The organism is Asanoa sp. NPDC049475 (assembly GCF_040676915.1).
Classification (GTDB): Bacteria; Actinomycetota; Actinomycetes; order Mycobacteriales; family Micromonosporaceae; genus Asanoa.
This window is the reverse complement of the sequence record NZ_JBFAPY010000008.1, coordinates 63,577-89,029: the sequence shown is the minus strand read 5'-3', so window position 1 is coordinate 89,029 and position 25,453 is coordinate 63,577. Positions and strand designations below refer to the sequence as shown.

Below are 25,453 nucleotides of genomic sequence, written 5' to 3'. Positions count from 1 at the left end.
TACCGTACGTGATCGCAGCCACTCATTGTAGAAACCATACAAAACCAATAGTGTGGTTTGGTGCCTGCCGGCAACCACATGACCCACGAGTATCCCGCAGAGTCGTAAACGTGCTAGCCGTACTCTCTCCTGGCCAGGGCTCGCAGAAGCCCGGTTTCCTCGCACCGTGGCTCGAACTCCCCGGTGCCGAGGCCCGCCTCCGTTGGTGGTCGGCACTCTCCGGAGTCGACCTCGTGCACCTCGGCACGCAGGCCGACGCCGACGAGATCAAGGACACGGCGCGCACCCAGCCCCTGCTCGTAGCGGCCGCGCTGCTCGCCGCCGAGCGGCTGCCGATGCACGACGTCTCGGTGGTCGCCGGCCACAGCGTCGGCGAGCTCGGCGCGGCGACGCTGGGCGGAGCGCTCTCCGCCGAGGCCGCGGTGACGCTGGCCGGGGTCCGCGGTCGCGAGATGGCCGCCGCCTGCGCGCTGGAGCCCACCGGCATGTCCGCCGTGCTCGGCGGCGACCCCGACGAGGTGCTCGCGGCGATCGAGACGCACGGCCTCTACCCGGCCAACCGCAACGGTGCGGGCCAGGTCGTCGCCGCCGGCGCGCTCGACGCGCTGGCCAAGCTCGCCGCCGAACCGCCGGCCAAGGCGCGGGTCATCGCGCTGGCGGTGGCCGGCGCCTTCCACACCCCGTTCATGGCCCCCGCCGAACAGGCGCTGGCGGCCGTCGCGGCCGGCATCACCCCCGCCGACCCGACCCGGATCCTGCTGTCGAACCTCGACGGCGCCGCCGTCGCCCACGGGCGCGAGCTGCTCACGCGGCTGGTGCGCCAGGTCACCGCGCCGGTCCGGTGGGACCTGTGCATGCGTACCCTCGCCGACCTCGGTGTGACCGCCGTGATCGAGCTGCCGCCCGCGGGCACCCTGGCCGGGCTGGTCAAGCGTGAGCTCAAGGCCAACGGCATCGAGATCGTGACCCTCAACACCCCCGACGACCTGCCCGCCGCGCGCGACCTGATCGCCCGCCACGGCTCAGCGCCCAGTCACGAGCCCAGCCCGCAGTTCCGGGTCGTCGTCGCCGGCACCGCCGGCCTGTTCCTCCCGGTCGACGGCCTGGCCGAAGGCGATAGCGTACGTACTGGTCAGATCATCGGGCACGTCTCCACTCGGCAGGGCCCGGTCGAGGTCACCGCGCACGGCGACGGCCTGCTGACCGAATGGCTCGCCCATCACGACGACCCGGTCGCACCGGGCCAGCCGCTCGCGCGCATCGGAGGACATCCCGCATGACAGGCTCCCGCATCCTCGCCTTCGGCCACTACCAGCCGTCGCGGGTGCTCACCAACGACGACCTGGCCCAGATCGTCGACACCAACGACGAGTGGATCCGCGATCGGGTCGGCATCGCCACCCGGCGGATCGCCGACAGCGAGACGGTCGCCGACATGGCCGGGTTCGCGGCCGAGAAGGCGCTCGCCAACGCCGGCCTCACCCCGTCCGACATAGACCTCGTCGTGGTCGCCACGTGCAGCTCCGTCGACCGCAGCCCGAACGTGGCCTGCCGGGTCGCCGCCAAGCTGGGCATCAACGCCCCCGGCGCCTACGACATCAACACCGCGTGCTCCGGCTTCTCGTACGCCCTCGGCACGGTCGACCACGCGATCCGCGCCGGTGCGGCCCGCAACGCCCTGGTCATCGGCGCCGAGAAGCTCTCCGACTTCACCGACTGGACCGACCGCTCGACCTGCATCATCTTCGGTGACGGTGCCGGCGCGGCCGTGGTCACCGCGGCCGCCGAGGACGAGGCGCCCGGGGTCGGCCCGGTGATCTGGGGCTCGGTGCCGGAGAAGTCCGACGCGGTCCGGATCGAGGGCTGGCGCCCGTACATCCAGCAGGAGGGCCAGTCGGTGTTCCGCTGGGCGACCACGGCGCTCGCGCCGCTGGCGCTGCAGGCCTGCGAGCGGGCCGGCGTCGCGCCCGAGGAGATCGCGGCCTTCGTGCCGCACCAGGCCAACGCCCGCATCATCGACGGCATCGCCAAGCGGCTCGGCATGCCGCAGGCGGTCGTCGCCAAGGACATCGTCGAGTCCGGCAACACGTCGGCGGCGAGCGTGCCGCTGGCCCTGTCGAAGCTGATCGAACGGCGCGAGGTGCCGTCCGGCGCACCCGTCCTGCTGTTCGGGTTCGGCGGCGGCCTAACGTACGCCGGGCAGGTTGTTCGTTGCCCGTAAGCGCAAGACACATCACCACCCACCGAGAGGACACCACCGCAATGACCCGTGACGAGATCACGTCGGGCCTGGCCGAGATCCTGGAAGAGGTCGCCGGGGTCAACCCCGACGACGTGGCCGAGGAGAAGTCCTTCACGGACGACCTCGACGTCGACTCGCTGTCCATGGTCGAGGTCGTCGTGGCGGCCGAGGAGAAGTTCGGCGTCAAGATCCCCGACAACGAGGTGCAGAACCTCAAGACCGTCGGCGACGCCGTCACCTACATCGAGTCGAACGCCTGACATGAGTCGCACCGACGTCGTCGTCACCGGGCTCGGAGCGACGACCCCGCTCGGCGGGGACGTCGCGTCGACCTGGGACGCCATGCTGGCCGGCCGCTCCGGGGTGGGTCCGCTCACCCAGGAGTGGGCCGGCCAACTGTCGGTCCGGATCGCCGCGCAGCTCGCGGTCGAGCCTTCCGAGAAGATCGATCGGGTCAAGCTCCGCCGGCTCGACCGGTCCGAGGCGATCGCGCTGATCGCCGCGCACGAGGCGTGGGCCGACGCCGGCCTGGCCGACACCGGGCTCGACCCGGAGCGGCTCGGCGTCAGCATCGGCTCGGGCATAGGGGGCGCGACCACCCTGCTCGCCCAGGACGACATCCTGGAGGCCTCCGGCCCGCGCCGGGTGTCCCCGCACACCGTGCCGATGCTGATGCCGAACGGCCCGGCCGCCTGGGTCGGGCTCGAGCTCGGCGCCCAGGCCGGGGTCCACTCGGTCGCCAGCGCCTGCGCGACCGGCGCCGAGGCGATCGCGCTCGGCCTCGACATGATCCGCGCCGGCCGGGCCGACGTGGTCGTGGCCGGCGGCACCGAGGCGGTCATCCACCCCCTGCCGATCGCCGGTTTCGCCTCGATGCGGGCCATGTCGACCCGCAACGACGACCCGGAGCGCGCGTCCCGCCCGTGGGACAAGGGCCGCGACGGCTTCGTGCTGGGCGAGGGCGCCGGCGTCGTGGTGCTGGAGCGCGCCGACCACGCCGCCGCGCGCGGTGCGCACGTCTATGCCCGGCTCGCCGGTGCCGGCCTGACCTCAGACGGCTACGACATCGTCCAGCCGCACCCGGAGGGGCGCGGCGCGATCCGGGCCATCGCCAAGGCGATCGCCGACGCCGGCATCGCCAAGGGCGACATCGTCCACGTCAACGCGCACGCCACCTCCACCCCTGTGGGTGACGTGGCGGAGATCGCCGCACTGCACGCCGCGCTCGGCGACCATCCTGTGATCACCGCGACCAAGTCGATGACCGGGCACCTGCTCGGCGCGGCGGGCGCGTTGGAGTCGATCGCCTCGATCCTGGCCATCCGTGACAGCGTGGTGCCGCCGACGATCAACCTCGACGACCCCGACGACAAGCTCGACATGGACGTGGCCGCGCACAAGGCGCGACCGCTGGACATCCCGGCGGTGCTGAACAACTCGTTCGGCTTCGGCGGGCACAACGTGGCGCTGGTGTTCACCCGCGGGTGACCATCGCGCCACTGACGGGGGGAATGTGGTGACCAGGAGCATGGCTGTCGACGACACGGCCGGCGCGGACTACCGGGACCCGGAGCTTCGGCTGCGCGCCCTGTTCGACGCCGGCACCCTGCGCCTGGTCGCACCCCGCGACGACTCGGGGGTGCTCGCCGCCCGCGGCGAGATCGAGGGCACCCCGGTGGTCGCGTACGCCACCGACGCCACCCGGATGGGCGGCGCGATGGGCAGCGAGGGCTGCCGGCACATCGTCGAGGCGATCGACGCCGCTGTCCAGGAGCGCGTGCCGGTGCTCGGCCTGTGGCACTCCGGCGGCGCGCGGCTGGCCGAGGGCGTCGTCGCCCTGGACGCTGTCGGCCAGGTCTTCGCGGCCATGGTCCGGGCGTCCGGCCAGGTCCCGCAGATCTCCGTGGTGCTCGGCCCCGCGGCCGGCGGTGCCGCCTACGGGCCGGCGCTGACCGACATCGTGGTGATGAGCGGCGCGGGCCGGATCTTCGTGACCGGCCCCGAGGTCGTCCGCAGCGTCACCGGCGAGCAGGTCGACATGGAACGGCTCGGCGGCCCCGAGCCGCACGGCCGGCGCTCCGGCGTCGTCCATGTGACCACCAAGGACGACGAGTCGGCGCTCGACGAGTCGCGCAAACTGGCCGCCCTGCTCGGCCGGCAGGGGCGGATCTCACCGGCCGACGTCGCCGTCGACGACCCCACGCACGACCTGACCGGCACGATGCCGGAGACCGCCAACCGGGCGTACGACGTGAAGCCCGTGGTCAGCGCCTTGCTCGACGAGCCCGGTGTGGAGCTCCACGCCAAGTGGGCGCCGAACGTCGTCACCGCCCTGGGCCGCTTCGCCGGCCGCACGGTCGGCGTGATCGCCAACAACCCGCTGCGCCTGGGCGGCTGCCTGGACGCGGCCAGCGCCGAGAAGGCCGCCCGCTTCGTCCGGATGTGCGACGCGCTGGGCGTGCCGCTGGTCGTGCTGGTCGACGTCCCCGGCTACCTGCCCGGCCTCGGCCAGGAGTGGGACGGCGTGGTGCGCCGCGGCGCCAAGCTCCTGCACGCGTTCGCCGAGGCAGTCGTGCCCCGGGTGACGCTGGTGACCCGCAAGGCGTACGGCGGCGCGTACATCGCGATGAACTCCCGCTCGCTGGGTGCCACCGCGGTGTTCGCCTGGCCGGACGCGGAGATCGCGGTGATGGGCGCGTCGGCCGCGGTCAACGTGCTGCACCGCAAGAAGCTCGCCGCCGCGTCCCACGAGGACCGCGAGGCTTTGCGGGCGCGGCTCGTCGAGCAGCAGATCAAGGAGGCCGGCGGCGTGCAGCGGGCGCTGGAGATCGGCGTCGTCGACGACGTGCTCCAGCCCGGTGAGACCCGTCGCCGCCTGGCGGAGGCGCTGGCGGCCGCACCCGCGGCGCGTGGCGGGCACGGGAACATCCCGCTCTAGCTCCTGTTACGCGGGTGGTTCTTGCCCATGCGCTCGTTGCCCCGCCGGTAGTTGCCCGTCCAGCGGGCCATCACGCCCTGCGGGTCGGCGTCGACCTCGGCCAGGAACTCCGCCGCGCGGCCGCCACGCAACGTCGTCGCGGTCCGGCCGTGGTGGAAGATCACGACCGATCCGTCGGCGCGCTCCTCGTACGCGAAGCCGTGTGCCTCGGGCATGCCGGGCAGCGTAATAGGGTGAGTGCCGTGGAAGCGACCGAGATCCGCAAGCTGGCCGCGCTCGAGGACCGCCATTGGTGGTACGCCGAGCGCCGGGCGCTGCTCGCCCGTGCGCTGCGCGGGCTCGGCGCGCCCGGTGCGGCGCTCGACATCGGCGCGGCCGGCGGCGGCAACACCCGCGTGCTGCGTGCGCACGGCTGGCGTCCGGTGGCGCTCGAATACAGCACCGAGGGCGCGGAGGTTGCCCGCGAGCGCGGGCTGTCGGTGATGCGGGCCGACGCGCGGCGGCTCCCGGTCGGCACCGGGGCGCTCGACCTGGTGACCGCGTTCGACGTGCTGGAGCACATCGACGAGGACCACGAGGCCACCGCGGAGATCTTCCGCGTCCTGCGGCCAGGTGGCGCGCTGCTGGTCGCCGTACCCGCGGACATGAAGCTCTGGTCGGCGCACGACGTGGCCGTCGGGCACGTGCGCCGCTATGACCGGGAGGGCCTGCGCGCGGTCGTCGAGAAGGCCGGGCTCGTGGTCGACGAGCTGTGGAGCTGGAACGTGCTGCTCCGGCCGATCGCGGCGTGGCGCCGGCGCACCTCGACCGGCAGCGACCTCGACGACATCGCGGCCCCGGTCAACCTCGGCCTGCGTGCGGTGGTCGCGACCGAACGCTATCTTCCGGTGAAGTCGTTGCCCGGCGTCTCGCTGATGCTGCGCGCCCACCGTCCCGAATAGGAGACCCGTCCCCGTGCTGGCCCCGCTCAAGAACCTGCTCGGCAACGTCACGATGTACGTGGCCCTGCAGAAGGCGCTCGGCTCCGACCGCCTGCGCTACCGCTGCCTGGCCGAACTCGACCTGCACGACGGCGACACGGTGATCGACGTGGGCTGCGGACCGGCGTACTACTTCGACAAGCTCCCGGCGGTGACGTACTTCGGCTTCGACACCTCCACGCGGTACATCGAACATGCTTCGGCCCGCTACGGCTCCGAGCGGGCGTCGTTCTCCACTGAGATCTTCGGCGAGCGCCACCTGGGCGTGCTGCCGCCGGCCAACGCGGTGCTGCTGCTCGGCCTGCTGCACCACCTCTCCGACGAGGACTCGCGCTCCCTGCTGCGGGTCGCGTCGCAGGCGCTGGCGCCGGGCGGGCGGGTGATCGCGGTCGACACCTGCTACGCCCCGGGCCAGGGCCGCATCTCGAAGTGGATGAGCGACAACGACCGCGGCGAGCACGTCCGCGAGCCGGCCGCTTTCGAGGCCCTGGCCCGCGAGTCCTTCGCCGACGTGACGGGCGAGGTCGTCGACGACGCGATCCGCGTCCCCTCCGCCTTCTGGCTGATGCGCATGGCCACCCCCCTGCACGTCGCGGCGGCGTAAAGCACGATGCGGTGATGCGCCGTGTGCATCTGGAAGCTGCCGAGGACCATGTGCAGCGGCTGGCGCGCGAGAGTGACCCACTCGGCGCCGTCAAGGAGCTGATCTGGAACGCGCTCGACGCTGACGCGACCCGGGTCGACGTGGTGCTGCATCGCTCGCCGCTCGGGGCTGTCGAACGCGTCACCGTGCGGGACGACGGCACCGGCATGGCTCCCGAGGCGCTGGCCGCGGCGTTCGATCGGATCGGTGGCTCCTGGAAGAAGTGGACCGCCGGCACGCTACTCAAACAGCGGACCCTGCACGGCAGCAACGGGCAGGGGCGGCTGCGGGCGTACGCACTCGGCGACCACCTCCGCTGGACCACCGTGGCCGACGGCGTGGGTGGCCGGTCCCGGACCGAGGTGACCGCGCACGCCGGGACGCGCAACGACTTCCTGATCGGCGACAGCGAGCCCACCCGGTCCCCCACCGGCACGCTTGTCGAGGCGTGGGGCAAGCAGTCGCCCCGGCTCGACCGGCTGCCGCTGCGGGCCAACCACCGCCGCCTGACCACCGAGCTCGCGCCCTACCTGACCGCGTACCCGGAGGTCACGGTCGTCTACGACGGCGTGCCTGTCGACCCGCGCACCTCGGTGCAGCGCACCGCCGTCTATCCGCTGACGTTCGCCGAGGGCGAGGAGGCGCAGCTCAAGGTCATCGAGTGGTCGTCGCCCGTCGACCGTGAGCTGCACCTGTGCGACCGGCACGGCATCCCCGTCGGGTCCGTCGACGTCGGCATCCGAGCGCCCGGGTTCGACTTCACCGCGTACGTGCTCTGGCACGCCACCTCCGACCACGTGGGCGACGTGCACCTCGGCGACGGGCACGACAGTGAGATCACCGCGCTCGTCGCGGCGGCGCGGGAGCAGTTGCGCGCGCATTTCCGGGGAAGGGCCGACGACCGCCGCCGGGAGTTGGTCGAGCGGTGGCGCACCGAGGGCGACTACCCGTACCAGGGCGAGGGTGGGCTCGAACAGGAGACCTTCGACCTCGTCGCCACCACCGTGCACCGGCACATCCCCCGCCGGGGCAACCAGCGTCGGGCCACCCTGGCGCTGCTGCGCGAGGTGCTGCGCGCCCGGCCGGACCGGGTCGCCGACCTGCTCGGCACGATCTTCAAGCTTTCCGACGACGACCGGGCACAGCTCGACCGGGTCCTGCGGGACTCCGACGGACCGATCCGGGCCGCCGCCACCGTCGCCGACCGCCTGGCGGTGATCGCCGCGCTCCGGAAGCTCACCACGAACGGTGCCGAGCCCGAACGGCTCCGCCCGGTGCTGGCCGACAACACCTGGGTCTTCGGCGAGCGGCACGGGCTGTTGGCCGCCGACCGTACCCTCGACGTGGTCCTGGACCGCCACGCCGGACCCGACGCCGACCTGCTGGTGGCCCGCACGCGCCGCGAGCACGAGCGCCTCCAGCACCTGGTCGTCCTCGGGGCCGACACGGCCGGAGCCAAGGACCTGGCCCAGCTCACCGCCTACGCCGAGGCGATCGCGGCCGACACCCGGTACCGCGGCATCCGGGTCGACTGGGACGTGTGGCTCGTGGTCAACAGGATCGAGACCGAACGCGCGGCAGTCCGGGTGCGCACCTGGAACGAGGTGCTGCTGGAGTGCACCGACCGGGTGCGCTTCTTCGAGCGGAGCGCCGCCTATCCGGACCGGACCCTTCGGGCCTGATCCTCGTCACGCTCGATCCGCAGCTCCCGTTCCAGCTCGGCCAGCGCCGCCCGCAGGTCGTCGATCCGCTGGGTGACCGCTATCCGGTCGACCTCGTCGGGCACGCCGTCACCGTCGCGGTCGGCCATCCCCTCGCTGATCTCCAGCCGGCGGGCCTCCTCCATCGAGTTGACGATGACCGCGATGAGGATGTTGAGCAGCAGGTTCGCCGTGATCAGCACGTAGCTGACGTAGTAGACGAGGGTCCACGGCGAGACCGTCAGTCCCTGTCGGATCAGGTCGGGCAGCGTCTCCTGGGAGAGCAGCACGAACAGGGTCAGCACCGCCTGGCCGAGGTTCCCGTAGTCGTCCGGGAAGCGCTCGCCGAAGATCAGCCAGCCGGCCATGCCGTAGACGTAGAGCGTGACCAGCGCCAGGGCGAGGAAGCCGCCGACCCCGGGCAGGCTGCGCAACAGCGCGGTGACGATCGTGCGCAACCCGGGCGAGAACCGGACCAGCCGGAGTACGCGCGCGATGCGCACGATCCGCAGCGCGGTCGAGTCGTGCAGGCCGGGCAGCGGCAGGAAGGCGGCCGCGATGACCAGGAAGTCGAAGACGTTCCAGCCGTGCTTGAAGAAGTCCTGGGGGCGGCGGCCGTACGCCCCGAGCCGGATCGCGATCTCGAGCACGAACACGGCCCGGAACACCCATTCCAGGCCGAGCAGCAACGGCCGGAACTCGCCGAGGTGCGGGTAGGTCTCGATGCCGAGTGCCACGGCGTTGGCCCCGATCACCGCGACGATGACCACGTCGAACACCCGCGAGTCGACGATCGCCGCGCACCGGCGCGCCAGGGGCGACGGATCCTCGGGTGCCGGCCGCTGGCGAGGGATGGGGCGCCGGAACATCAACGAAGCTTAGTTGTCCGGTCAGGACACGATGGCCGACCGCCGGGCCAGGACCGCGTCGGCGATCGCGCGGGGTGCGGTGTCGGGGTTGCCGGAGGCGTACGGCGGCCGCGGGTCGTACTCGTGCGCGAGCTGGATCACCTGCGCCACGCCGTCGCCGGCGATCCGGCCGGCCAGGGCGAACGCCATGTCCAGCCCGGCGGAGACGCCGGCCGCCGTCACGTACTTGCCGTCGAAGACGTACCGGTCGGCGATCGGGATCGCGCCGTGGTCGGCCAGCAGGTCGCGGACCAGCCAGTGGCTCGTGGCCGTGCGCCCTTCCAGCAGGCCGGCCGCCGCGAGCAGCAACGAGCCGGAGCACACCGAGGCGGTCCAGGTGGTGTGCGCGTCGACCGCGCGCAGCCAGCGCAGGATCGGGCCGTCACCCATGTGCGCGGTCTGGCCCGGGCCGCCGGGCACCACGACCACGTCGGGCCGGGGCACGTCGGCGAGCGCGGCCTCCGCGACCAGGCTCAGGCCACCGACCTCGTTGGTCACCGGACCGGGCCGCTCGGCGACGAACACCACCTCGGCGCCGGGGAGATGACTGAGCACGTCGTACGGCCCGACGGCGTCGAGCGCGGTGAAGCGGTCGTACAACAGGATGGCGATCTGCATTGGACTCCTTCAGCTCAGAAACGGCAGGACCGCGGCGTGGAAGCCGGCGGGGTCGTGGCTGTGGACGCGATGCCCGACCGGGATGGTGACCAGCCGCGCGGCCGGGATGGCCCGGGCGACCTCGGCCAGCCGGGCCGGCGGGACGTGGCTGCGCGGGCCGCCGGAGACGAGCAACGTCGACGCGCTGACCGAGCCGAGGCGGTCCCACCAGGCCGGGTCGGGCGAGCGGAGCTGGCGGACGGCCGAGACCACGGCACGCGGGTCGAAGCGGCGGCGCGCGGCCAGCACGGCCAGCGCCGGCAGCAGGAACCGCCGGCCGGACGAGGTGCCGGGCACCGGGAGCTCCTCCAGCACGAGGTGGCTGACCTGGTGCGGTCGCGACTGGGCGAGCAGCAGGGCGGTGTGCGCGCCGAGCGAGTGGCCGACCAGCGCGACCCGGTCGAGGCCGAGCAGGTCGAGCAGGTGCGCCACATCGTCGTGGAACCTGGTCAGCGGGTAGCTCCTCGCCCGCGGGCTGGCGCCGTGCCCGGGCAGGTCCACGGCGACCGTCCGCCGGCCGGCCGTGGCCAGCACCGCCGCGAACCGGTCCCAGGTCGCCGCGCTGCTGGCGCCGCCGTGCAACAGCACGACCGGCGAGCCGGCTCCGCCGGAGTCGCGATAGGACAGGCGGCTCATCCGCGTACGTACGCGTCGAGCGCGGCGGACACCAGGGGCTCGGGGTCGTCCTCGCCCGTGGCGAGTTGGAGGCTGCCCCAGCCGCCGAGTTGGGCGATGCCGTGCAGGTTGGCCCAGAGGGCGCCGGCGACCACCCGCGGCGGTGCTGCCGAGCGGGTGCCGACGCCGGCGACCAGGTCGACCAGCCGGTCGAACAGCGGCAGGCTGGTCTCGCGCAGGCCGAGGTGACCGCTGGCCAGCAGGTCGTGCCGGAACATCAGCGCGAACATGCCGGGATTGGCCCGGGCGAAGGCCAGGTAGCCCCGGGCGAGGGTGGCGAGCTGTGCCCGGGGGCCGTCGCCGGGCCGGGGCCGGACCGCGACCTCGAGCTGCGCGAAGCCCGCACGGGCGATGGCCGACAGCAGCTCGAGGTGGGTCGGGAAGTAGCGGCGGGGCGCGCCGTGGGAGACCCCGGCCCGGCGCGCGATCTCCCGCAGCGTCAGGGCCGGCAGCCCCTCCTGCTCCAGCAGCTCGACGCCGACCCGCACCAGTCGGTCACGCAGCGGCTCGTCGCACATAGACAGTGTCTACCAGTAGTAGGTAGACACTGTCTACAGCGTCACGAGAGCGCTCGGGGACACGGAAGAGCGCCCCGGCGGTTGGCCGGGGCGCTCTTTCGATGGAACTCTGTGGTGGAACTCAGGCTTCGAAGACGCCCGCGTCGACGAGGCGCTTCTCCGTCACGTCCCAGCCGTGGCCCGGGAAGGCCTCGGCCAGCCCGTTGAGCTCGACGCGGATCTTCGCCGCGTGGCCGGCACCCGCCAGCGTCCGGATCTCCTCGACGAAGGCGTCGGAGTCGGTGCGCAGGTGGTTGGTCTTGCCGTTCGTCAGGTTGCGGACGTAGACGAACTTCCCGTTGTTGAGCGGGATGAGGTACTTGAACTCACCGAGCACGCTCAGTGCGCCACCCTGCCCGGCCTGGCCAGCCCGGACGGACGCGCGCGCGGTCTTGGAGGTGTTACTCGCCACGGGGGGACTCCTTGCAAGGGCGCGTACATGGGAAATGGACCGCAGGGGCCCAGTGAAGGGTAGCACCAGCGGTGGATCGGCCATCCGGACCAATCGTCCCAACCAGTTTTCCGATTCCCTGGCGCAACATCGGCAACAGGCGTCATCATGATTGCTGACTACTCGGAGTGGCGCGAGGTCGTAGGGGAAGACGCACCTCGTGTCTTCGGGAGGTCACCGTGCCAACGCGTGGCGTCGTTTACGTCCACTCGACCCCGCTCGCCGTGTGCCCACACGTCGAGTGGGCGATCGCGCGCGTCCTCACCGCGCCGGTCACACTGCACTGGACAGCGCAGCCGGTCGACCCCGGCGCGCGGCGCACCGAGTGCAGCTGGACCGGCCGGGCGGGGACCGGCGCGGAGCTGGCTGCTGCCCTGAGGCAGTGGCCCATGATCCGTTTCGAGATCACCGAGGAGCCCAGCCCGGGCTGTGACGGTGAACGCTTCATGTTCGTGCCCGGCCGCGGGCTGTTCCGGGCGACCGCCGGGGCCGCCGGTGACATCCAGCTCGGCGAGGACCGACTGCGCGCCATCATGGCGAGCTCGCGCGCCCCCGAGGCGCTCCAGCACGCGCTCGACAAGGCGCTCGGCACCGCCTGGGACGGCGAGCTAGAGCCCTACCGGTACGCCGGCGACGGCGCCCCGGTGACTCTGCTCACCCGCGTGGGCTGATCGCGGCCCCCCACCGGGGCCGTTCGGCCGACCGGGAAACCACCCACCGCAGGCCAGGGCCGACCAGGGGCAGCCAGTTCGTGCGAATTCCGGACCGACCGTATCGTCTGCTTCACTTGCTCATTCAGCAACGACCTGGCCATCATGGCTCGATGGCCTCCCCCCGGAGCCGCCTCGCGTTGCTTTTCGCCGCTGTGGTTGCCGCGATCCTCGTGGCCGTCGCTGCCTGCGGCAAGCCGGCGCCCCGCGCGGCAGCACCGTCCTCGTCCCCGCCGTCCGCGACGGCCGCACCCGCCAGCCCGAGTCCGGCCGGCGATCCCGCGGCCCGCGCGTCGGCACTGGTCAAGACGCTCTCGGACGAGCAGCTCGCCGGGCAGGTGCTGATGCCCTACGCCTACGGCGCCTCGGCCACCGACGTGAGCGCGGGGTCGGCGACGGGCAACCAGAAGCTCGGCAAGGTCGACACCCCGGCGCAGATGATCCAGAAGTACCACCTGGGCGGGCTGATCCTGGTCGGCTTCTCCGCCGACGACCCGACGTCGACCAACCAGGCCACCACCAACGTCGACAACCCGAAGCAGATCACCGCGCTGACCGACGGGCTGCAGAAGGCGGCCGGCGGCCAGGCGCCCATCTTCATCGGCACCGACCAGGAGTTCGGCGCGGTCACCCGGATCAAGAGCGGCGTCACGCTGCTGCCCAGCGCGATGGCGATCGGCGCCGGCGGCAACTCCGCTGCCACCCAGCAGGGCTGGAAGGTCGCCGGCGACGAGCTGCGGGCCATGGGGCTCAACGTCGACTTCGCGCCCGACGCCGACGTGCTCGGCACCCCCGACGGCGGCGTGATCGGCTCGCGCTCGTTCGGCTCCGACCCGAAGGCCGTCAGCGACCACGTGGCCGCCTCGGTCCGCGGCCTGCAGGGCGCCGGCGTCGCCGCCACCCTCAAGCACTTCCCCGGGCACGGCAGCACCCCGTCGGACTCGCACACCGACCTACCCGTGATCGGCAAGAGCAAGTCCGACCTCGCCAAGGTCGACCTGGCGCCGTTCAAGGCCGGCATCGACGCCGGGGCGCAGATGGTGATGAGCGGCCACCTCGACGTGAAGTCGATCGAGCCGGGCGTGCCCGCGTCGTTCTCGCACAAGGCGCTCGTCGACGTGCTCCGCGGCGAGCTCGGCTTCAAGGGCGTCGTGGTCAGCGACGCGCTCAACATGGCGCCGGCCGAGAAGTGGCCGGCCGGCGAGGCCGCCGTGCGCGCCCTCAACGCCGGCAACGACCTGCTGCTGATGCCACCGGACATCGGCGGCGCGCACCAGGGCCTGCTCGACGGGCTGCACAACGGCTCGCTGAAGAAGGACCGGCTGGTCGAGGCCGTCACCCGCGACCTGACGCTGCGGTTCACGCTGGCCGACGCGCAGGTCGGCGACCAGAACGTGCTCGCGTCGCAGTCGCACCTGGACGTCGCGAGCGGCCTGTCCGCCGCTGCCGTCACCCAGCTCCGCGGCCAGTGCGGCGTGCCGGTCAAGGGCCCGGTCACCGTGACCACCTCGGGAGGCCGGGACACCGCCAAGGCCAACCTGGAGAAGGCGCTCCGGAGCGCCGGTGTCGAGGTCAAGCCGAGCGGCGGCCGGGTCGTGCACCTGGTCGGCTACGGCGACGGCGCGGGTGACCTGAGCGCGACCGCCGACGTGACGGTCGGGATGGACACGCCGTACGTCCTCGGCAAGGCGAAGTCGCCGAACGTGCTGGCCACGTACTCGTCCACCCCGGACTCGTTGAAGGCGCTGGCCCAGGTCCTGGCCGGAAAGCAGAAGCCGACCGGCAAGTCGCCGGTAGATGTGCCCGGTTTGCCCCGTAGCGTGTGCTGATTTGCCCCGGCCCGCCTGATACGGTTCCCCCGTTCGAAGTGCGGGAGGAGCACGGGCGGGATGGCTCAGCAGGATCCGGCACTCTCCGTGGTCGTGCCGATGTACAACGAGGAGAGCGTGCTGCCGCTGCTCGCGGAGCGGTTGCGCGCGGCCCTCGACGGGCTCGCCGAGCCCTATGAGGTGGTCGCGGTCGACGACGGCAGCACCGACGCGACCGCGGCCGGCCTGAGCGGGTTGCGGCAACGCTGGCCCGAGCTGCGGGTCATCCGGCTGCGCCGCAACGGCGGCCACCAGGCGGCACTGATCGCGGGCCTGCTGCGGGCGAAGGGCAGCTACGTGGTCAGCATCGACGCCGACCTGCAGGACCCGCCCGAGCTCATCCCGGACATGCTCGCGCTGGCCCGGGCCGAGAGCCTCGACATCGTCTACGGGGTACGCGGTGACCGCAGCTCCGACACCGCGTTCAAGCGGCTCACCGCCGGCGCGTACTACCGGCTGATGCGGCAGCTCGTCGGCAAGCAGGTGCCGGCCCAGGCGGGCGACTTCCGGCTGCTCAGCCGGGCCGCGATCGAGGCGCTGCGGGAGCTGCCCGAGCGCAGCCCGGTGCTGCGCTTGGTCGTGCCCTGGCTGGGCTTCCCGAGCGGCGAGGTGCGCTTCCTGCGGGCCGAGCGGGCGGCGGGCCGCACCAAGTACCCGCTCTCCCGGATGCTCGCGCTCGCCGCGGAGAGCGTCACCAGCTTCTCCGCGGCGCCGCTGCGGGTGGCGACGTGGCTCGGCCTGGCCGGCGTCGCGGTGTGCGGGCTGCTGGTGATCTCCGTGATCGTCGCGTTCGCGTCCGGCCGCACCGTCACCGGCTGGCCGTCGATCCTGGTCGCGGTGCTGTTCCTCGGGGCCGTCCAGCTGCTGTGTCTGGGCTTGCTCGGGGAGTACGTGGCCCGGATCTACACGGCGGTGCAGGCCAGACCGGCGTACTTCATCGCCAGCGACAGCGATCCCGGCGACGGCGGTGATCCCGGTGGAGCACCGGAGCAGCGCCCCGCGGCGGACGACGACCCGGCCGTGCTGGCCGACAGCCGCCGGTGACCGCCCCCGCCGAGCAGCCCGCGCAGGAGCGGGCCGCTGACGTCACCCCGCCAACGGTTCCGGTCGCGAGGCCGCCGGTGCCGGCGGAACCCGCGCCGGCTTCGTCGGTCTCCTCCGAGACCGGTGCGCCCCGTCGCGCGTATCCCCTCGTGCGTGTCCTGCCCTTCCTGGCGACGGTGCTGTACGTCGCGTGGGTGCTCGTCGCCGCGGACACCGCCGTCCTCGACCTGGTGAAGTACGCGCTCTACGTGGCCCTCGCACTCACCCTGCCGGGCACCCTTGTCTATCGCGCGCTGCGCCGCACGCCGCACTCGCTGCTCGACGACCTCGCGATGGGCACGGCCGTCGGCCTGGTGCTCGAGCTGCCGGCGTGGACGCTGGTCTCGGTGCTGGACATCCGCGGGGTGCTGTGGGCCTGGCCGTTGATCGTGGTAGCGCTGTTCGCCGGCGTGCCCCGACTGCGCCGCCACTTCCTTCCCCGCTACGAGCACGCGGCTCCGCTCGGGTTCTCGTGGGCGGTCGGGGGCGCGGTGGCGTTCTTCACCACCTACCTGTCGTCGACGTTCCTCGAACGCAACCCGATCCTGCCGACGTCGGAGAACACCCGGCAGTACCTCGACCTGGCCTACCAGCTGTCCCTGGCCGGCGAGGCCAAGCACCAGTTCCCGCTGCACGTGCCGCAGGTGGCCGGCGAGCCGCTGTTCTACCACTGGTTCGGCTACGCGCACATGGCGTCGAGCAGCATGATCGGCGGGATCGACCTGCCGGTGATCGCGCTGCGGCTGGCGATCCCGTTCCTGTGCGCGCTGGCGATCGTGCTGACCGCGGTGGTCGGCTGGCGGATCAGCGGCCGTGCGCTGGTCGGCGCGGTCGCGGCGGCGCTGTTCTTCGTCGTCGGCGAGACCAACTTCACCGACCCGGTCACCATGCCGTTCGGCACCCAGAGCTCGTTCGTGATCTGGCACGGCATGTCGATGATCTACTCCTGGGTGCTGCTGCTGGCGCTGATCGGGGTGGTCTGCGCGCTGCTGACGGGCTCCCTGGGACGCGGCGGTTTCGTGCTCGCGTTCCTGTTCCTGGTCGCGTCCAGCGGTGCCAAGGCCAGCTCGCTGCCGGTGGTCGCGGTCGCGCTGCTGGCGACGTTCGTCGTCGTCCTGCTGGCCCGCCGGAAGATCCCGTGGACGCTGCTGACCCTGGGCGTGCTGACGGGCGCCGCGCAGCTGTTCGCGATGGCGGTGCTGTTCCGGTTCCAGGCGTACGGCGTGACGCCCGAGCCGATGTGGAGCTTCGAGCGCTTCTGGACCCCGCCGGACGGGCCGATGTGGCTGGCCGTGCTGCCGGTCTGGTTCGCGTTCCTGGTCAACATGCAGCTGCGCGCGGCCGGCATCGTCCCGCTGGTCTGGCTGCGCCGGGGCCGGCTGGAGCCGACCCAGGTGTTCCTGCTGGCCGGCGGCGTCGGCGGCCCGCTGATCTACCTGATGGTCAAGCAGCCGGGCGACGGCAACCAGTACTTCACCCGGGCGGGCTTCACCTTCGCGGTGCTGCTGTCGGCGTGGGGCTACGCGATGGTGTACGACCGGGCCAAGCTCTCCCGCGTCGGCCGGATCTTCCTCGGCGTCGAGGCCCTCGCGTTCGCGGTGGTGCTGGTGCTCGCACAGTTCCGCCTGGCCGGCCCGGCGGAGGCGTCCGTGCCGCCTCGTGCGATCGACCCGTTGATGCCACTGCTGCGCTGGTCACTGGTGCTGGCCGCGCTGGGGCTGCTGTTGGCGGCGCTGTGGCCGGCCCTGAGCCGCTGGCGACCTTCGTTGCGGGGCCGGGGTGGGGTGGTGGCGCTGACCGCGATCCTGGTGGTCGGCGCCCCAGGCCTGATCATGGACATGCGCAAGTCGGAGCGGTTCTCGAACGGCGGCGCGTACGCCACGGTCCCGCTGCCGCGCTCGCGGGTCGAGGCGGCCCGGTGGCTGCGCGACCACAGCGCGCCGACGGACGTGGTGGCCACCAACGCGCACTGCATCAACGCGCCGACCGACGGCTACTGCGACCCGAGGTCGTTCTGGCTCTCGGCGTACGCGGAGCGCCGGGTGCTCGTCGAGGGCTGGGCGTTCGCGCCCCGGGTGTCGGAGTCCGGCTCGTGGGAGTTCTGGGACCCGGCCCTGCTGGCCCGCAACGACGCCGCGTTCACGGCACCGACGCTCCAGTCCCTGGCGGCGTTCCGGGCCGACGACAAGGTCCGGTGGCTGGTGGCCGACCGACAGGCCGGCCCGGAGTCCCCGGACCTGGCAAGCCTGGCCGACCTGCGCTACTCCAACGACCGGATGGCCGTCTACGAGCTGCGCTGACGGTTCGGTCTCTTGGCACATGTCACTCGAAAGGCGAATACCTAGCATGCCAACCGCGACGTAGCGTTTGCGCGTGAATCTTCCGCGCTGGTCGGCTTCGCCTCCGCATCAGCGCAGCGTGCTCGTCGCGGTGGCGCTGGTGATCGCCGCTCTCGCGATCGTGATCAGTCTGGCCGGCATCGTGCTCGCCGCGCTCGCGCTCGGGCGGGACGACGGCGGGCTGGCTCAGGACAGCGGCAGCCACTCCGTCGCGGTGGTGATCTCGGTCAGGTAGTCGAGGTCCGGCGTCACGCCGAGGCCCGGGCCGGTCGGCACCGCGACGTGACCGTCGGCGTCCAGGACGAATGGCTCGGTGACGTCGCGGGCGAAGTAGCGGTCCGACGCCGACGTGTCACCCGGCAGGGTGAAGTTGGGCAGCGCCGCCAGGGCCACGTTGGCCGCCCGGCCGAGGCCCGTCTCGAGCATCCCGCCGCACCAGACCGGCACGCCGTTGGCCGCGCACACGTCGTGCACCCGGCGGGCCTCCAGGTAGCCGCCCACCCGGCCCGGTTTGACGTTGACCACCGAGGTGGCGCCCAGGGCGATCGCGTCGGCGGCCGCCCGGGCCGAGGTGATGGACTCGTCGAGGCAGACCGGGGTGCGGATGAGCCGGGCCAGCGCGGCGTGCCCGCGCAGGTCGTCCTCGGGCAGCGGCTGCTCGATCAGGAGCAGGTCGAACGGGTCGAGCCGGGCGAGGTGCCGGGCGTCGGCCAGGGTGTACGCGGTGTTGGCGTCGACCTGGAGCAGCAGGTCGTCGCCGAAGCGCTCGCGGACCGCGCGGACCGCCTCGACGTCCCAGCCGGGCTCGATCTTGAGCTTGATCCGCACGTAGCCCTGGGCGCGGTAGCCGTCGACGGCGTCGAGCAACTCCGGGATCGACGACATGATGCCGACCGAGACGCCGGCCGGGACGGTCGAACGGACCGCGCCGAGGTAGGTGCCGAACGACGTGCCGGACTCCCGCAGCGACAGGTCGAGCAGCGCGGTCAACACGGCGGCCTTGGCCATCGGGTGGCCCTTGATGCGCTCCAGCGCCGACTCCAGCCGCGGCACGGTCAGCTCGCCCGCCTTGGCTAGGGCGACCACCTCGGGCAGCAGGAAGCGGCGGATCACCTCGGCGGCGCCGTCGACGTGCTCGCTGGAGTAGAGCGGCTCCGACATGGCCACGCACTCGCCCCAGCCCTCGGCGGCGTCGCCGGCGGCGCGGACCAGCAGCACGTCGCGGGCGGTCTCGGTGCCGAACGAGGTGCGGAACGGGCTGACCAGGGGAAGGGCGATGCGGCGGAGCTCGAGACCACGCAGGTTCAACAGTTGTCCTTTACTCGGCTTCCATGACGTACCAACCATCGCGGGCCATCCCGGCGATGCGATATCCGGAGTCGAACGCGGCGCAGAGAGCCTCGCCCACCTCTCGGCGCCAGGCGACCGCGAGGGGCGGGTCGGTGCCGCGCAGGGCCTCGATGTCCAGCGGCACCGCGACCAGCAGCGGGCGGCCGTCGTGGACCGCCTTGCCCGGGCTGGGGCGGCCGAAGTCGTCGCGGGCGAGGGCCACTTCGGCGCCGGCGGCGTACACGGCCTGCATGTTGATCTCGCGGGAGTCACCGGCCGCGGCCGCGATGGCCTCGGGCGAGGCGACGTCCCACTGGATGTAGAGGCGGTCGCTGGTGGCGTCGCCGGCGTTGATGCCGTCGGTCATCACGCCGTAGAAGTCCGGCAGGTACTTCACCGCCCGGGCACCGAGCTTGTGCAGGTTGAAGTAGGCGTTGCGGCGGACGAGCGGGTCGAACGTCCAGTGCACCGACTCGATCCGCCGGTCCAGGGCCCAGGCGCGCTGGTGCAGCTTGATGGCGTGGCCCGCGCCGCGACTCTGCGTCGCCGGGTCGACACCGGTGATGTGCGAGTGGAGATGGTCGAGGCCGAAGAAGGCCACCGCCGCGCCGATCATCCGCTCGTCGCGGAACGCGCCCACCACGTAGTTGCCGGCGTAGGACAGCGCACGCATCATCCGCGCGTCCAGCAGCTCGTTGGGCGAGTCCGTGCGCCAGATCCTGCCGAACAGCCGTGCCGCCTCGTCGTGCGCGGCGGGCTCGCGGAGCTCCCGCACGGTGATGCCCAGCCGGGTCGCGGCGGCGGTCGCGACCTCTTTCGCCTCCGCGATCAGCTCGTCCACCCAGCCTCCCATTGTGCAGACCGAGTCCTTACTTCAACAGGTGAACAGGCCTCGTGTCGAGGCTACCGTAGGTAATTGACGGTTTTCTTTACGTTGCCACCCACGGCCCAGCCGCCCATCCAACGCACTTTTGGCGAAACGGGGTAAAACGGATCTTCGATCTAGCGTCCTGAACGCAGCTTAAGGCATGATTGTTACTGCCCGGTATGCACGTGGGTAAGAACATCGGTGCGGAATCCTCGGCCTTGGAGGTGACCATGCCGGAGCGGAGCTCGGTGACGCTGCCCGACGGCGTGCGGCTGCACGTCGAGATCAGCGGGGCCGACGACGCGCCGATCACCGTCTTCCTGCTGCACGGGTGGACGCTCGACACCCGCACCTGGCACCGCCAGCTGGCCACGCTCGAGGAGACGCTCGGCACGCCGGTGCGGATCGTGGCGTACGACGCGCGCGGGCACGGCCGCTCCAGCGGCACCAACCGGGCCGGCGCCAACCTGGCCCAGCTCGGCGACGACCTGGCCGAGGTGATCACCGCCGTCGCACCCACCGGCCCCGTCGTGCTCGCGGGTCACTCGCTCGGCGGCATGACGATCATGGAGTTCGCCCACGGGCATCCACGGTTCTTCGCGCTGCGGGTGGCCGGGCTTGTCTTCATCTCGACGACGGCCGAGGGACACACCCACACGGTGTACGGCCTCCCCCCGCGGATCACGCGCCTCATCCGCCTCGCGGAGACCACCGGAGCCGGCATCCTCGCGCGTGGCGGCTCCTGGCGGGTGCACCGCTACGTCCTGCGCGCGCTGGCGCCCTCGCTGCGCTGGCTGCTGTTCGGCGACCGGTGCGTGCCCGAGGACCTGATCGTCACCACCGCCGCCGTTGCCCGGGCGCAGCTCCTCGCGATCGGCGCGTTCCGCTCGTCGGTCGGCGAGCAGCAGCGCCTGGCCACGCTGGCCGCGCTGGGCGACCTGCCGGCGGCGGCACTGGTCGGCGACCAGGACCGGCTCACGCCGCCGCCCTGCGCCGTCTCGATCGCCGCCGCCCTGCCGAACGCCGAGCTCACCGTCTGCCCCGGCGCCGGCCACATGCTCATGCTCGAACGCCCCGCGATCGTCACCGCGGCGCTGGCCCAGGTCACGAGGGCGGCCCTCGGCCCGGATCCGGCCACCGAGGACCTCCAGGCCGCGTAGGCCCTGTCGCGCAGCGGCGGCCAGCCGGCGCCTGGAGCCCCCGCGACCTGGCCTCGGACGCGGAACGGGCGGGCTAGGGAGCGGTGACCACCACCCGGTCGAGCTGCGACAGGAAGTCAGGACCAAAGGCGGTGGCCGGCGTGTGCGCGCCGGGTGCGACCGCGCCGCCATCGCGGCCGCCCGTGCCGGCCAGCAGGTGCTCCACCGCGCGGTGCAGGGCGTCCGCGGTCAGGTCGTACGCGTTGGGGCCGGTGAGCGTCGCCGTGCGCACCTCACCGGCCGCGTTGCGCACCTCGCCCCACACCTCGCAGGTGGTCGCGGCCCGGGTGGCGGCGGTCGGGCCGGGCGGCTGACGCTTGATCGCCCGGGCGGCGAGCGCGCGGACCGGCGCGAACCGGATCAGCCGCGACAGCAGGCTCGGCGCCGGTACCCGGGTGTAGACCACGATGTCGCCGATCCCGGTCGAGTGGTGCGCGGTCACCAGGTCGCCCCACGGCACGGCGCCGACGCGGCGGACTTTGGTCGGGAACGGCACGTCGCGGGCCGGGGTGCCCATCGGCGTCGGCACCAGCGTGCCCGCGATCCGCCGCCACCCACCGCGAGCGTTCATCGACAGGCCCGTGGTCGCGGTGCCCCGGCTCAGCCCGCCCGGTGCGACGAAGGCCAGCTCGAGCGCGGTCGCGTCGGGCAGCGCCGCGTGCAGCAGGTTGGCCAGGCAGTCGGTCGGCACGACGTCGAAGCCGGCCCCGGTGAGCAGCACGACCCCGGCCGCACGGGCGTCCTGCGCGCGGGCCAGCACGGCCTCGAAGACCGGGTGCTCGCCGGTCACGTCGAGGTAGTGGGTGCCGGTGTCGAGGCAGGCGTCGACCATCGGGCCGGACGTGGCCACGAACGGGCCGGCACAGTGCGCGACCACGTCGACCTCGGCCAGGTGACGGCGGGTAGCGGCGGAGTCACGCAGGTCGAAGACCACGTGGTCGAGGCCGAGCTCGTCGGCGAGGGCGCGGACGGCGGCGGCGTTGCGGCCGGCGAGAAGCGGACGGGCACCGCGGCTGACGGCCAGCCGGGCGACGAGGTCGCCGGTGTAGCCGTTGGCGCCGTAGATCATCCATCGTTGATGCGACACGGCATCAACCTAAGGGCTCAAGGGCAATCTTATCGAGGTGCGAGTACGCGCACATCGACCCGGTTACCGATTCGTCCGGGCTCGGCGACCCGTACTCTCGTTCGGGTTGGTCGCACGACCTGCGGCCGAGCCATCGCACGAGGAGCCATCCGCTTGACCGACGTCACCACGCTCCAGCAGGAGATCGCGACCGAGCAACAGCACGTGGACCGGGTGTACGCCCGGGTCGACGAACTGCGCCGGGCGGCCGCGCACGCCGAGCGGGAGGGTTACCGCCAAGCCTCGGTCGGCAACTTCGGCGCGCTGGTCGAGCGTGACGCGTTCGTGTTCCACGCCGCCCGCCGGCGCTACCTGCTCGACGCCGAGCACGAGGGGCTGGTCTTCGGCCGGCTGGACCTGCACGGCGGCGCGAGTTTCCACGTCGGCCGGCTCGGGGTCCGGGACGAGGACGCCCAGCCGATGGTGGTCGACTGGCGCGCGCCCGCCGCGGCGGCGTTCTACCAGGCCACTGCGGCCGAGCCGCGCGGCGTGATCCGGCGTCGCATGATCCAGTCGTCGGGCGTCAAGGTGACCGGCATCGAGGACGACCTGCTGGACCCGGAGGCCGCGCCCGAGCACATGCGGGTCGTCGGCGACGGCGCCCTGCTGGCCTCGCTGTCGAAGGCGACCGGGCACGGCATGCGCGACATCGTCGCCACCATCCAGCGGGAGCAGGACCAGGCGATCCGCTCCCCCGGCGGCGGCGTCACGATCGTGTCCGGCGGCCCCGGCACCGGCAAGACGGCAGTGGCCCTGCACCGGGCGGCGTACCTGCTCTACTCGGACCGCAACCGGTTCGCCGGCGGCGGCATCCTGGTGGTCGGGCCGTCCACGGTCTTCGTCGAGTACATCGCGTCGGTGCTGCCCTCCCTCGGCGAGGAGTCGGCGACCCTGCGCTCGCTCGGCACGCTGGTGCCCGGCTGGTCGGCGACCCGCACAGACCCCGGCCCGGTGGCCGCCGTCAAGGGCTCGCTGCGGATGCGCCGGCTGCTCGAACGGGCCTCGCACGACGCGGTGCCCGACGGCCCGACCACGCTGCGGCTGCTCTACCGGGGCACGCTGCTCCAGCTCGACCGCGCGCAGCTCGACCGGATCCGGACCCGCGCGCTGCCCCGCGGCGCCCGCCGCAACGAGGTGCGCCGGGCCGGCTTCGACGGGCTGTTCGACGCGCTCTGGGCGCAGGCGCAGGAGCGCAAGCTGCCCGGCCTCAAGAAGGCCGAGTTCGAGGGCGCGCTGGCCGAGCGCGAGGACTTCCGGTCGTTCGCGAAGGAGTGGTGGCCCCGGCTGCGCCCCCGGCACGTGCTGGCCTGGCTGCAGGACCCGGCCCGGCTGCGGCGGTACGCGGAGGGCCTGCTGTCCCGGGCCGAGGTGGAGCTGCTGACCGGCAGCTTCGACGCCGAGGACCCGACGATCGCCGACGTCGCGCTGCTCGACGAGCTCGACGCCCTGCTCGGCCGGCCGGCGCAGGCCGCGCGTCAGCAGCGCAACCAGTTCGAGGTGGCGCGCGGCGTCTACGAGCTGAGCACGTCGACCGAGCGGGCGCGTGCCGCCCGGGCCGCCGCGACCGCCCGGCCCGACGACTACCGGGAGTACGCGCACGTCGTGGTCGACGAGTCGCAGGATGTCTCGCCGATGCAGTGGCGGATGCTGGGCCGGCGGGGCCGGCTGGCGTCCTGGACGGTGGTCGGCGACCCCGCGCAGACCGCGTGGACCGGCGACCCGGGCGAGCTCGACCAGGCCCGGGAGCGGGCGCTGGGCTCGCGGGCGCGCAACACGTACACGCTGACGACCAACTACCGGAACTCGGCCGAGATCTTCGAGGTGGCCGCGGCGGAGATCCGCACGATCGCGCCGGACCTGCCGCTGCCGACGGCCGTGCGGTCGACCGGCGTGCCGCCGGTGGCGCTGACGGTGCCCGCCGGAGAGCTGCCCGAGGCTGTGCGCGACGCGGTCGACGAGCAGCTTCGCGAGGTCGAGGGCACGGTCGGCGTGATCACGGCGGTGCCCCGGGTCGGCGAGGTCGCCGGGTGGCTGGCCGGCCTCGACGACCCGCGCCTCCAGGTCGTCACCAGCCTCCAGGCCAAGGGCATGGAGTACGACGCCGTCGTGCTGGTCGCGCCGAGCGAGATCCGGGCGGGTGGCGCGGCGGGCGTACGCACGCTGTACGTCGCCCTGTCCCGCGCCACCCAGCGGTTGGTGACCGTGGAGGTCAGCGCCTGACGGCGACCGCCTCGTAGGGCGTGTCCGGGGTGGGCGCCGTCGTGAACTTCGCGTTGGGCAGGTAGAGCCGCTTCCCGTACGCGGCGATGGTGGTCGGCACGTTGAAATGCGGGCTGGTGATCGTCCGGACCAGCGTGCCCCGGCTGCCGGACCGGTTGAGGTCGACGACCGCGATCTGGTTGAGCAGGTTCTGCACCACGTAGAGGCGCCGGCCCTCGAGCCAGAGCCCGTCGCCGTTGGTCATCGGCACGCCGCCCAGGTCGACCCGCGTCGCGACCCCGTCCGGGCCGACCACGAACAGCAGGCCGGTGTTGGACTGCACGACGAGCAGGTTCTTTCCGTCAGGCGTACGCGCGATGCCGTTGGCGTTGGTGGCGCCCGCTGTGAACACGAAGTCGCCGGTGAGCGGGATGGTCTCGAACGTGTCGCCCAGCTTGCCGTGGTGACCCAGCGGGACCTTGTAGAGCACGGGGCTTCGCGAGTCGGTGAACCAGGCGGCGTCCGGCGTCAGGATCACGTCGTTGACGAAGCTGGTGCCGTCGGTGAAGTTCCAGACCTTGAGCGTCTTGCCGGTGCGCGCGTCGACGACCCGGCCGTCGCCGCTGGTCTGGCCGGCGACGAAGAGCCGGCCGCGGTCGTCCAGCTTGAGCCCGAGCGACCCGGTGCCGAAGCCCGGGTTGATGATCTCGCCTCGGCCGGTGACCAGGCTGGCCCGGTAGATGGCCCCGTCGACCCGGGATCCGAAATAGGCATACGGGAGCGTGCCGATGGCGATGCCCTCGGGCTGGAAGCCGTTCGGCAGCGCGATGGTGGTCGGGAACAGGTCGTGCCTGTCGTGTGCGTTGGCTGTGCCGGCCGGTCCGAGCAGGGTGGCGGCGAGCACCGCGGTGAGTCCCAGCGCGATTCGGTGGCGCACGATGGCGTCTCCTCTCGACGTGACGTCCGTTCAGGGAGACACGC

Annotated in this window: 25 protein-coding genes; 15 read left to right on the top strand and 10 right to left on the bottom strand. The window is 72.6% G+C overall.

What is annotated here, in order from left to right; all coding sequences use genetic code 11:
- The first annotated feature begins 110 nt into the window (after nucleotides 1-110).
- From AB0J88_RS30625 to AB0J88_RS30605, 5 genes are read left to right on the top strand one after another with little or no spacing between them, the layout of a single operon-like run.
- Nucleotides 111-1,280, top strand: coding sequence for an acyltransferase domain-containing protein (locus tag AB0J88_RS30625; protein ID WP_364347851.1), 1,170 nt, complete (start codon nucleotides 111-113; stop codon nucleotides 1,278-1,280).
- Complete coding sequence (locus AB0J88_RS30620; RefSeq protein WP_364347848.1) at nucleotides 1,277-2,221, top strand: beta-ketoacyl-ACP synthase III; 945 nt, start codon at nucleotides 1,277-1,279, stop codon at nucleotides 2,219-2,221. The genes AB0J88_RS30625 and AB0J88_RS30620 overlap by 4 nt, the downstream gene beginning before the upstream one ends.
- Before the next feature lie 41 nt (nucleotides 2,222-2,262).
- Nucleotides 2,263-2,502, top strand: coding sequence for an acyl carrier protein (locus AB0J88_RS30615; RefSeq protein ID WP_116075309.1), 240 nt, complete (start codon nucleotides 2,263-2,265; stop codon nucleotides 2,500-2,502).
- 1 nt (nucleotide 2,503) lies between these two features.
- A complete protein-coding gene (gene fabF, locus AB0J88_RS30610; protein ID WP_089248742.1) occupies nucleotides 2,504-3,730 on the top strand; it encodes a beta-ketoacyl-ACP synthase II in 1,227 nt (408 codons plus the stop codon).
- Nucleotides 3,731-3,770: 40 nt separating this feature from the next.
- Nucleotides 3,771-5,180, top strand: coding sequence for a carboxyl transferase domain-containing protein (locus tag AB0J88_RS30605; protein WP_364347844.1), 1,410 nt, complete (start codon nucleotides 3,771-3,773; stop codon nucleotides 5,178-5,180).
- Here the strand turns inward: AB0J88_RS30605 and AB0J88_RS30600 are convergent.
- Complete coding sequence (locus AB0J88_RS30600; RefSeq protein ID WP_364347841.1) at nucleotides 5,177-5,395, bottom strand: hypothetical protein; 219 nt, start codon at nucleotides 5,393-5,395, stop codon at nucleotides 5,177-5,179. The genes AB0J88_RS30605 and AB0J88_RS30600 overlap by 4 nt on opposite strands.
- Nucleotides 5,396-5,422: 27 nt before the next feature.
- Between AB0J88_RS30600 and AB0J88_RS30595 the strand changes: the two genes are divergently transcribed.
- Genes AB0J88_RS30595 through AB0J88_RS30585 form a run of 3 tightly spaced genes read left to right on the top strand, consistent with a single transcriptional unit; the run spans nucleotide 5,423 to nucleotide 8,485 of the window.
- On the top strand, nucleotides 5,423-6,121 hold the full coding sequence (locus AB0J88_RS30595; protein ID WP_364347838.1) for a class I SAM-dependent methyltransferase: 699 nt from the start codon (nucleotides 5,423-5,425) through the stop codon (nucleotides 6,119-6,121).
- 13 nt (nucleotides 6,122-6,134) lie between these two features.
- Nucleotides 6,135-6,764 (top strand): class I SAM-dependent methyltransferase, encoded by a 630-nt coding sequence (locus tag AB0J88_RS30590; protein WP_364347835.1) that lies wholly within the window; start codon nucleotides 6,135-6,137, stop codon nucleotides 6,762-6,764.
- Between the two features lie 14 nt (nucleotides 6,765-6,778).
- Nucleotides 6,779-8,485 (top strand): ATP-binding protein, encoded by a 1,707-nt coding sequence (locus tag AB0J88_RS30585; RefSeq protein WP_364347832.1) that lies wholly within the window; start codon nucleotides 6,779-6,781, stop codon nucleotides 8,483-8,485.
- Here the strand turns inward: AB0J88_RS30585 and AB0J88_RS30580 are convergent.
- The 5 genes from AB0J88_RS30580 to AB0J88_RS30560 form a co-directional block, all read right to left on the bottom strand.
- Nucleotides 8,458-9,372, bottom strand: coding sequence for an ion transporter (locus AB0J88_RS30580; protein WP_364347829.1), 915 nt, complete (start codon nucleotides 9,370-9,372; stop codon nucleotides 8,458-8,460). The genes AB0J88_RS30585 and AB0J88_RS30580 overlap by 28 nt on opposite strands.
- Before the next feature lie 21 nt (nucleotides 9,373-9,393).
- Nucleotides 9,394-10,029, bottom strand: coding sequence for a DJ-1/PfpI family protein (locus tag AB0J88_RS30575; protein WP_364347826.1), 636 nt, complete (start codon nucleotides 10,027-10,029; stop codon nucleotides 9,394-9,396).
- A 9-nt stretch (nucleotides 10,030-10,038) separates the two neighbouring features.
- The gene (locus AB0J88_RS30570) at nucleotides 10,039-10,704 is read right to left on the bottom strand and encodes an alpha/beta hydrolase (RefSeq protein ID WP_364347823.1); all 666 of its coding nucleotides are present in this window, start codon (nucleotides 10,702-10,704) and stop codon (nucleotides 10,039-10,041) included.
- Nucleotides 10,701-11,261: a TetR/AcrR family transcriptional regulator gene (locus AB0J88_RS30565; RefSeq protein ID WP_364347820.1), complete on the bottom strand. Its 561-nt coding sequence runs from the start codon at nucleotides 11,259-11,261 to the stop codon at nucleotides 10,701-10,703. Before AB0J88_RS30565 ends, AB0J88_RS30570 begins: the two co-directional genes overlap by 4 nt.
- Before the next feature lie 121 nt (nucleotides 11,262-11,382).
- The gene (locus AB0J88_RS30560) at nucleotides 11,383-11,712 is read right to left on the bottom strand and encodes a hypothetical protein (protein ID WP_364347817.1); all 330 of its coding nucleotides are present in this window, start codon (nucleotides 11,710-11,712) and stop codon (nucleotides 11,383-11,385) included.
- 218 nt (nucleotides 11,713-11,930) lie between these two features.
- Between AB0J88_RS30560 and AB0J88_RS30555 the strand changes: the two genes are divergently transcribed.
- The 5 genes from AB0J88_RS30555 to AB0J88_RS30535 all read left to right on the top strand — a co-directional run bounded on the left by AB0J88_RS30555 (nucleotide 11,931) and on the right by AB0J88_RS30535 (nucleotide 17,986).
- The gene (locus AB0J88_RS30555) at nucleotides 11,931-12,422 is read left to right on the top strand and encodes a DUF3145 domain-containing protein (RefSeq protein WP_089248762.1); all 492 of its coding nucleotides are present in this window, start codon (nucleotides 11,931-11,933) and stop codon (nucleotides 12,420-12,422) included.
- Between the two features lie 152 nt (nucleotides 12,423-12,574).
- Entirely contained in the window at nucleotides 12,575-14,290 is a 1,716-nt protein-coding gene (locus AB0J88_RS30550) for a glycoside hydrolase family 3 protein (protein WP_364347814.1), read from the top strand.
- Nucleotides 14,291-14,350: 60 nt separating this feature from the next.
- Nucleotides 14,351-15,373: a glycosyltransferase family 2 protein gene (locus tag AB0J88_RS30545; protein WP_364347811.1), complete on the top strand. Its 1,023-nt coding sequence runs from the start codon at nucleotides 14,351-14,353 to the stop codon at nucleotides 15,371-15,373.
- A 149-nt stretch (nucleotides 15,374-15,522) separates the two neighbouring features.
- Nucleotides 15,523-17,712: a hypothetical protein gene (locus tag AB0J88_RS30540; RefSeq protein WP_364347808.1), complete on the top strand. Its 2,190-nt coding sequence runs from the start codon at nucleotides 15,523-15,525 to the stop codon at nucleotides 17,710-17,712.
- Nucleotides 17,713-17,785: 73 nt separating this feature from the next.
- On the top strand, nucleotides 17,786-17,986 hold the full coding sequence (locus AB0J88_RS30535) for a hypothetical protein (protein WP_364347805.1): 201 nt from the start codon (nucleotides 17,786-17,788) through the stop codon (nucleotides 17,984-17,986).
- Here AB0J88_RS30535 and menC read toward each other — a convergent pair.
- Together menC and AB0J88_RS30525 are read right to left on the bottom strand one after the other, a co-directional pair.
- Complete coding sequence (gene menC, locus AB0J88_RS30530; protein WP_364347803.1) at nucleotides 17,938-19,059, bottom strand: o-succinylbenzoate synthase; 1,122 nt, start codon at nucleotides 19,057-19,059, stop codon at nucleotides 17,938-17,940. The two genes, AB0J88_RS30535 and menC, sit on opposite strands and share 49 nt — an antisense overlap.
- A 10-nt stretch (nucleotides 19,060-19,069) precedes the next feature.
- On the bottom strand, nucleotides 19,070-19,921 hold the full coding sequence (locus AB0J88_RS30525; protein WP_364347800.1) for a GNAT family N-acetyltransferase: 852 nt from the start codon (nucleotides 19,919-19,921) through the stop codon (nucleotides 19,070-19,072).
- A gap of 257 nt (nucleotides 19,922-20,178) precedes the next feature.
- On the opposite strand from AB0J88_RS30525, the gene AB0J88_RS30520 reads away from it, so the two are divergent.
- Nucleotides 20,179-21,108 (top strand): alpha/beta hydrolase, encoded by a 930-nt coding sequence (locus tag AB0J88_RS30520; protein WP_364347797.1) that lies wholly within the window; start codon nucleotides 20,179-20,181, stop codon nucleotides 21,106-21,108.
- A 73-nt stretch (nucleotides 21,109-21,181) separates the two neighbouring features.
- Here AB0J88_RS30520 and AB0J88_RS30515 read toward each other — a convergent pair whose 3' ends face one another.
- Nucleotides 21,182-22,234 (bottom strand): saccharopine dehydrogenase NADP-binding domain-containing protein, encoded by a 1,053-nt coding sequence (locus tag AB0J88_RS30515; protein ID WP_364347794.1) that lies wholly within the window; start codon nucleotides 22,232-22,234, stop codon nucleotides 21,182-21,184.
- 153 nt (nucleotides 22,235-22,387) lie between these two features.
- On the opposite strand from AB0J88_RS30515, the gene AB0J88_RS30510 reads away from it, so the two are divergent.
- The gene (locus AB0J88_RS30510) at nucleotides 22,388-24,493 is read left to right on the top strand and encodes a UvrD-helicase domain-containing protein (protein ID WP_364347787.1); all 2,106 of its coding nucleotides are present in this window, start codon (nucleotides 22,388-22,390) and stop codon (nucleotides 24,491-24,493) included.
- Here the strand turns inward: AB0J88_RS30510 and AB0J88_RS30505 are convergent.
- Nucleotides 24,483-25,409, bottom strand: a complete 927-nt coding sequence (locus AB0J88_RS30505; RefSeq protein WP_364347784.1) for a superoxide dismutase — start codon at nucleotides 25,407-25,409, stop codon at nucleotides 24,483-24,485. The genes AB0J88_RS30510 and AB0J88_RS30505 overlap by 11 nt on opposite strands.
- Nucleotides 25,410-25,453: the final 44 nt, after the last annotated feature.

What these genes read in the sequence shown, in the direction of transcription:
- AB0J88_RS30620 (WP_364347848.1), top strand. Translation starts at nt 1,277, where the DNA reads ATGACAGGCTCCCGCATCCTCGCCTTCGGCCACTACCAGCCGTCGCGG.
- AB0J88_RS30615 (WP_116075309.1), top strand. Translation starts at nt 2,263, where the DNA reads ATGACCCGTGACGAGATCACGTCGGGCCTGGCCGAGATCCTGGAAGAG.
- fabF (WP_089248742.1), top strand. Translation starts at nt 2,504, where the DNA reads ATGAGTCGCACCGACGTCGTCGTCACCGGGCTCGGAGCGACGACCCCG.
- AB0J88_RS30605 (WP_364347844.1), top strand. Translation starts at nt 3,771, where the DNA reads ATGGCTGTCGACGACACGGCCGGCGCGGACTACCGGGACCCGGAGCTT.
- AB0J88_RS30600 (WP_364347841.1), bottom strand. Translation starts at nt 5,395, where the DNA reads ATGCCCGAGGCACACGGCTTCGCGTACGAGGAGCGCGCCGACGGATCG.
- AB0J88_RS30585 (WP_364347832.1), top strand. Translation starts at nt 6,779, where the DNA reads ATGCGCCGTGTGCATCTGGAAGCTGCCGAGGACCATGTGCAGCGGCTG.
- AB0J88_RS30580 (WP_364347829.1), bottom strand. Translation starts at nt 9,372, where the DNA reads ATGTTCCGGCGCCCCATCCCTCGCCAGCGGCCGGCACCCGAGGATCCG.
- AB0J88_RS30575 (WP_364347826.1), bottom strand. Translation starts at nt 10,029, where the DNA reads ATGCAGATCGCCATCCTGTTGTACGACCGCTTCACCGCGCTCGACGCC.
- AB0J88_RS30570 (WP_364347823.1), bottom strand. Translation starts at nt 10,704, where the DNA reads ATGAGCCGCCTGTCCTATCGCGACTCCGGCGGAGCCGGCTCGCCGGTC.
- AB0J88_RS30565 (WP_364347820.1), bottom strand. Translation starts at nt 11,261, where the DNA reads ATGTGCGACGAGCCGCTGCGTGACCGACTGGTGCGGGTCGGCGTCGAG.
- AB0J88_RS30550 (WP_364347814.1), top strand. Translation starts at nt 12,575, where the DNA reads ATGGCCTCCCCCCGGAGCCGCCTCGCGTTGCTTTTCGCCGCTGTGGTT.
- AB0J88_RS30545 (WP_364347811.1), top strand. Translation starts at nt 14,351, where the DNA reads ATGGCTCAGCAGGATCCGGCACTCTCCGTGGTCGTGCCGATGTACAAC.
- AB0J88_RS30520 (WP_364347797.1), top strand. Translation starts at nt 20,179, where the DNA reads ATGCCGGAGCGGAGCTCGGTGACGCTGCCCGACGGCGTGCGGCTGCAC.